Source organism: Shewanella sp. SM87, from assembly GCF_025653705.1.
In the GTDB taxonomy this organism is placed as follows: Bacteria; Pseudomonadota; Gammaproteobacteria; order Enterobacterales; family Shewanellaceae; genus Shewanella; species Shewanella oncorhynchi.
The window spans coordinates 138166-144165 of the sequence record NZ_JAKKSC010000012.1 but is presented as its reverse complement, the minus strand read 5'-3'; the positions used below and the strand labels follow the sequence as shown (position 1 = coordinate 144165).

The window sequence follows — 6000 nt, the reverse complement described above, 5'->3', positions numbered from 1 at the left end:
CCTCCATAGCAATAAGGCTACCTTCGGGGAATTGTCTAATTTTATCGAGCAGCTTGTTTCTGTTAACCTTTTTGTTACTCATGACAGAGTTATCCATAAGACAAACACAAACTTGAAAAACATTTTTGGCTAAATCGATACCAATAACTTTAATATCCATGATGGAAACCTCCAGAACTATTTGTCAGCTTTAAGCTTGGCATAATACTGCAAGCTTAGGTGCTGAGGCGTCCATCACATCACTACACAATGAGTGGAACTACATAGATGTCATGTATAGAAAACTTGAAAAACGATACGTGTTTTCTCCGTCATGTATATTTTTTGTGGAAAATTATACATATTGAATCTCTTAAGTATAAAAAAGAGCGAAATTTATCTATATAAACTCGTTTGTTTTACTTACTACTGGCGCCACTAAATATTTAGAGCAACTGGTCGAGTGCGGATTTTTAACTAAACAAAAAGTGGGGAGCGCTAATTATTACATTAACGTCCCCTTGTGGCTGTTGCTGATTGCCCACAGCTAAACTGAGTTGAACCAATAGCGGCACTGACTATTTTTCAGTGCCTGCCTGCCTTCCAACCAATCTCTTTAACCAATCGCCAGTTTGGTTTCTGCGTAGCGCAGTTTCTTGGTCCTTGGGCTGGCGAGGAAGTAGGCGAGTACGAGTGGGCCGAGGCGACCCATGAACATTATAAAAATGATGATTGCTTGGCCTAGAGTCGTTAAGTTGCCTGTCAGACCTCGGGACAAACCGACTGTGCCCAGTGCTGATACTGCCTCAAAGACGATATCAATTAACGGTGCGTTTTCACTTAATACCAGTGCGAAGATGGCTAGCCAAGTGACGCCAATGGAGATCATGGTTAGCGCCAAAGCTTTGCTGACAGTGTCTTTGGGGATCTCGCGCTTAAACACATAAATGGCTTCATCGCGGCGTAAGTAGCCATAAGTTGCCAAAATCAGCACCATAAAGGTGACCACCTTAATGCCACTGGCGGTGCTTAATGAGCCGCCGCCAATAAACATCAATACCAGCATGAGTAGCGTTGTACCATCTTCGAGTTGGTCAATTGCTAGTGTATTAAAGCCTGCGGTGCGCGGTGTAACGGCTTGAAACCATGAGGCTAACCATTTACCGAGTTCGCTTAAGGGCGCCAAGGTATTGGGGTTGTTGTACTCAATAAAGTAAATCGCAATCACGGCGACGGCGTTGATAATCATAGTGCCTGTGATCATCATGCGGCTGTAAACGCTGAGTTTTGACCAACGTTTGTTCCTACGAAGATCTATCCACACCGAGAATCCAAGGCCACCTATGATGAGCAGGCCCGTGATGGTGAGATTAATGACAGGATCGGCAACATAGGGCATTAGGCTGTCGGCACTGAGGGCAAAACCTGCGTTGTTAAAGGCGCTGATGGTGTAGAAAAAACCGTGGAATAAGCTGGTTTGCCAGCCGAGTTCCTGACTCCAGTACACGGAAAGAATGGCCATGCCTACGGCTTCAACCAGTAAGGAAAACACTAACACTGATTTTGCCGTTGACACTAGAGTCGATGTATCTGTTTGATTAAAAGCCTCTTTTGCGACTGTTTGGTGTAAAAAACCAATTCTGCCGCCAATGGCGATCAAGGTGACAATGGCGAAGGTCATCAGCCCAAGTCCACCGCATTGAATTAACAGCGCTATGACGATTTGCCCAAAGGGCGTAAAAACAGTGCCAGTATCGACAACAACCAGCCCAGTTACTGTTACTGCCGAGGTGGCCGTGAACAGACTTTGTAGCCAAGTAATAGAAGATTCGGTTGCTACCGGCAGTTTGAGTAAGCAAGTGCCTAAGATGATCAACAATGCAAAGCTCACGCTTAGGATAAAGGGCGGTGCGCCTAACAACTTTTTACTCGATTTGGGTTTATGCTCAATCGCCATGATGGAGGGATGCCATTGAACCAAGTTACACCAACCTTGGCGCTAGGTATTTGAGCTCAGTACGGCTACCGCAGAGCAGTAAGGCGTCATTCGTTTGCAGGATAAATTGACTATCAATTTTGCTGAAAACCGTCAGATCCCGCTTAACCATAATGGCGGCGACTTTGCCTTTAGGATTGCGTATCACATTGCTTTTTACATCATCTTTAACATCATCCTGTGCAGCGCCGAGGAGTTGGCTGACAGTGGTTTGATTAAGGTGAGGCTTGATATGGATTTCGACCACATAGAGACCATCACCAATCGGCAGGAAATTGTTCACCATAGGATAGTTGAGTGACTGGGCGACACGTATGCCCATTTCTTCCTCTGGATGTATGATGCGGGCGACGCCGAGTTTAGAGACGATAGTGTGATGGGCTTTAGTGCTGGCCTTGACCCAAATGACTTCTACGCCTAGATTCTTGAGCGCCAAGGTGCACAGCAAACTTGATTGCATATCTTCGCCAATTGCGACCAGTACGGCTTCACTGTTTGCGAGGTCTAGCTCACGTAGTGCGGCTTCGTCGGAACAATCACAAATAACCGCTTCGGTTAAGTCTTCTACGTATTTTTCCACCATTTTAGGGTCACTATCCACGCCAGTGACCGTGTGGCCTAAGTGGATCAATTCTAGGCTAGCGGCGACACCAAATCGCCCTAAGCCAATAACGGTAAAATGTGCCATTAAAATATCCTTTTCTAATTTATAACAGATGCTTATCTATTGTTTGTTAAGCGATAACCTAGGCCCGCTTCTGTCTTAATGAGCTGCTGCTCGCTGCTGTCATTGAGTTTTTTACGTAACTGACTGACTAAGATCCGCAGATAATGACTGTCTTCTTGATGGGTTTTACCCCAAATATCCCGTAGTAACTCAGTTTGTTTAACGAGCTGACCAGGGTGAGACATTAAGGTCTCCATCAGGGCAAACTCCTTTTTGGTTAAGGCGATTTCTTGCTGATCGAGCCAAAGCTGGTGGGTACTTTTTTGCAACTTAAGTGCGCCAAACTGCAGTAAATCACTTAATGGCGGTTCATCGACTAAATCGCGGACTAAAACCTTGATGCGCGCGATTAACTCCCTGATCCCAAATGGCTTGCTGAGATAGTCATTGGCGCCTGCTTCCAAAAGACGAATTTTTTCTTCCTCTTGATCGCGGGCGGTTAAGATAAGCACCGGCACTTTGTCACTCTGACGTAGGGTTTGCAGCAAGCTGATGCCATCACCATCGGGTAGTCCAAGATCGAGCACTAACACGTGTGGCTGCTGCGCATGATATTGCGCTAGGGCTGACGCAATCGAGGCGGCGCCATGATATTCGAATCCTTCCGCTTCTAACGATATCCGCATAAAAGTGTGGATTTGCGCTTCGTCATCGACGACCAGCACCTTATAAGCCATTTATTCCTCTCCCTTTTTTATCGGCAATGCGATACGAATAAGGCTGCCATGAGCGACAGGTTCGGCGCTGATCTGGCCACCATGGGCGGTAATTATGCCCTTAGCAACAGCAAGCCCAAGGCCCGAGCCGCTATCGGTTGAGGGATGCTGGCGATAAAAGAGTTCAAAAATTGCCTGCGCCTGAGCGGGTTCTATGCCAAGACCCTCATCTTGGATATCTAACAGTAACGCATCGCCCTGCTGATACGCCTTTACTATGACTTGCTTATCAGAAGGCGAATAGCGCAGCGCATTATCCAATACATTAAAAATAGCTTGCTCAATCAATGAGCTGCAGATCATCAGTGACGGTAGATCGGCCTCACTCTTGATGATAATGCGCGGCTGCGTGGCTGGAAAACGGGCAATAGCTTGATGCAATACATTCATTATTGCGTCTTCACTCAAGCTAAACTTGAGGGCGCCGTGTTGTAACTTAGTGGCTTGCAGCAGGTTTTCGATATATTGGTGCAGGCGATGGCTTTCGGCGGCCGCGCTATCAATCAGCTCATCCTTTTGGTCTGGGCTGAGCTTAGGCATGTATTCCTTTAAGGTGGTGAGCGTGCCTATGATAGTGGCGAGTGGGGTGCGTAAATCGTGGGAAACCGACAGCAAAATACTGTTGCGTAACTGAGCTTGTTCGAGAGCATCTTGCTGACGTCGATAGTGTTCGGCTAATTTGCTGGTGGTGAGGGCGACAAGCAGAAACACACTGAGATTGAGAATGTCCTCAAGATTAAACATCTGTAGTGAATAACGTGGTGTGGTAAATAGAAAATTAAAGCTGGTCGCCTCAAACACTGCTGCAAAATAGGCCAAGTTGGCGTTGCATTGTAGGGCTACGGCCACTACGGCCAATTGTAAAATCAGCAGTACGGCGATAGTCGAGTTTGAAAAGTGATCGATAAAGGCGCTGCTGAAAATGGCCGTCACTAGCACTATGAAGGTAAATAAAGTCGGGTGCGAGCGCCAGTATTGTGTCATGGGAGCCGCTATGGATGAAGTCATGAATAGAAAGACGCATATAAAGAAAGTGCCTGTACTTTAGCAAAGGCATTTTAAGATAGCGCGTAAAAATGTCGTAAAATTTGTAACCTTGTGAGTGGTTTAGCTTGCACTTAGCTTAGGCAAATCGAGCTTGTTCACATCACACTTTGGGTGAATGATAAGGCTTACCGCATACACTTATGTTGTAAGCCTTAACCCTGGCGCAGGCCATTACGTAAGATGCCAAAGCGCTTATCCACCACTAACCCAGAGTTATTGACCTGCCTGTCATTGAGTTGTCCGTCATTGAGTTAAGCATCACCAAGGTATTGGTGGGGGCACTAAGCGTTTGCCACTATAGCCAGTAACAGCGGCGAAGCGGGGATCTTCGGCTTCCCAATCTGTCTGTGCTTTGACTATTTCATCTTTGCTATGGCCGACAAAGTTCCACCAAATGCTGACAGGCTCAGCCAGTGGCGCACCACCAATCAGCAGTATTCGACAACCCGCCTCGAGTTTTATGGTAATGGTTTCGCGTAGCATGCCAAGGTAGGCGAGGTGGTTATTATCAAAACTGTCATCCTCGATTTGGAAGCGGCCTTCCAGTGGCATGAGGGCATATTCGAAACTAGGGTCGAGATTCAGAGTGAGTTCAGCGTCATGGGCGGCAAACAGATCGATAGCAACGATAGGTGAGAAGTGTAATGTGGGCGCCTGTTTATGATGCCAACTGCCAATCAGTAGGGTGAATTCGACGCCTGACTCGTGCCAAGTCGGCAGCTCTGGGTAGTGATCGAATCTCGGAGTGGTATCTTTGTGTTCCAGTGGTAAGGCTATCCATAGTTGGGCTGCGTGCATAGTGTGATGACCCGCTATCGACTCTTCGGTGTGGGCTATGCCGTGTCCGGCTGTCATCAGGTTAACTTGTTTTGGGCGGATCACTTGAGCACTGCCGAGGCTGTCCCTGTGCATGATTTCGCCTTCGAGCATCCAAGTAAAGGTTTGCAATCCAATGTGTGGATGTTGGCCGACGTTTAACTGCGGGCCGTCGGTGATTGGGCCAATATGGTCGAGAAAGCACCAAGGGCCGATAAGGCGGCGCTCTTTTTGTGGAATAGCCCGTGCGACAGGTATGCCGCCGACATCACTGATTTTAGGGGCTATCCGTTGAGCTTGAATGCGGCCATTTTCAATAGGACATTCCTTAGGGCCACCATAAAACTGTGCTTGTAGTTCACTCATGTTCGCTCCTTATTCCATTACTAGGGCATGCTCAGTTCAGTTTGGCTCGGTTCAGCGCAGCTAAGTGTGAACCTAGAATCTCGCATGGGGGTGATCTCATATTGCATTCGAGCCGAAGGTTTTAGCTTCGGGTATTCCAGTCGATTTTGCAAATTGTGGCAGTGACCTGATAGAGGGCAATTGCACTTTTTAGTGGTTAACTTAACGTGTTTTAGGATCTTCAAATTGTCCTTCGATACACTTTGATAGCCTAATTCAAGTACGAATGTGTGACTGAGCCCGCGTGAATGGGACTTTTATCTGTCCTTTACTTTAGCAAGCCTGTATTTATGTGGGCATTAGCGTTTGATGTT

Annotated in this window: 6 protein-coding genes and 1 pseudogene; 1 reads left to right on the top strand and 6 read right to left on the bottom strand. The window is 47.0% G+C overall.

Translation table 11 applies throughout. The annotated features are described in order from the left end of the window. A pseudogene (locus L5M11_RS11950) lies at positions 1-160 on the bottom strand (IS110 family transposase); the annotation flags it as partial. Between the two features lie 217 nt (positions 161-377). Here L5M11_RS11950 and L5M11_RS23975 point away from each other — a divergent pair. Next, complete coding sequence (locus L5M11_RS23975) at positions 378-530, top strand: hypothetical protein (protein WP_394474123.1); 153 nt, start codon at positions 378-380, stop codon at positions 528-530. Positions 531-595: 65 nt separating this feature from the next. Here the strand turns inward: L5M11_RS23975 and L5M11_RS11945 are convergent, their stop codons facing one another. The 5 genes from L5M11_RS11945 to L5M11_RS11925 all read right to left on the bottom strand — a co-directional run bounded on the left by L5M11_RS11945 (position 596) and on the right by L5M11_RS11925 (position 5647). Continuing rightward, on the bottom strand, positions 596-1960 hold the full coding sequence (locus L5M11_RS11945) for a TrkH family potassium uptake protein (protein WP_263192177.1): 1365 nt from the start codon (positions 1958-1960) through the stop codon (positions 596-598). Between the two features lies 1 nt (position 1961). Further along, entirely contained in the window at positions 1962-2663 is a 702-nt protein-coding gene (locus L5M11_RS11940; protein ID WP_263192176.1) for a potassium channel family protein, read from the bottom strand. A gap of 32 nt (positions 2664-2695) precedes the next feature. After that, complete coding sequence (locus L5M11_RS11935; protein WP_131524531.1) at positions 2696-3379, bottom strand: response regulator transcription factor; 684 nt, start codon at positions 3377-3379, stop codon at positions 2696-2698. Then, positions 3380-4426, bottom strand: a complete 1047-nt coding sequence (locus L5M11_RS11930; protein WP_105250906.1) for an ATP-binding protein — start codon at positions 4424-4426, stop codon at positions 3380-3382. A gap of 297 nt (positions 4427-4723) precedes the next feature. Next, positions 4724-5647: a pirin family protein gene (locus tag L5M11_RS11925; RefSeq protein ID WP_263192175.1), complete on the bottom strand. Its 924-nt coding sequence runs from the start codon at positions 5645-5647 to the stop codon at positions 4724-4726. Positions 5648-6000 lie beyond the last annotated feature (353 nt).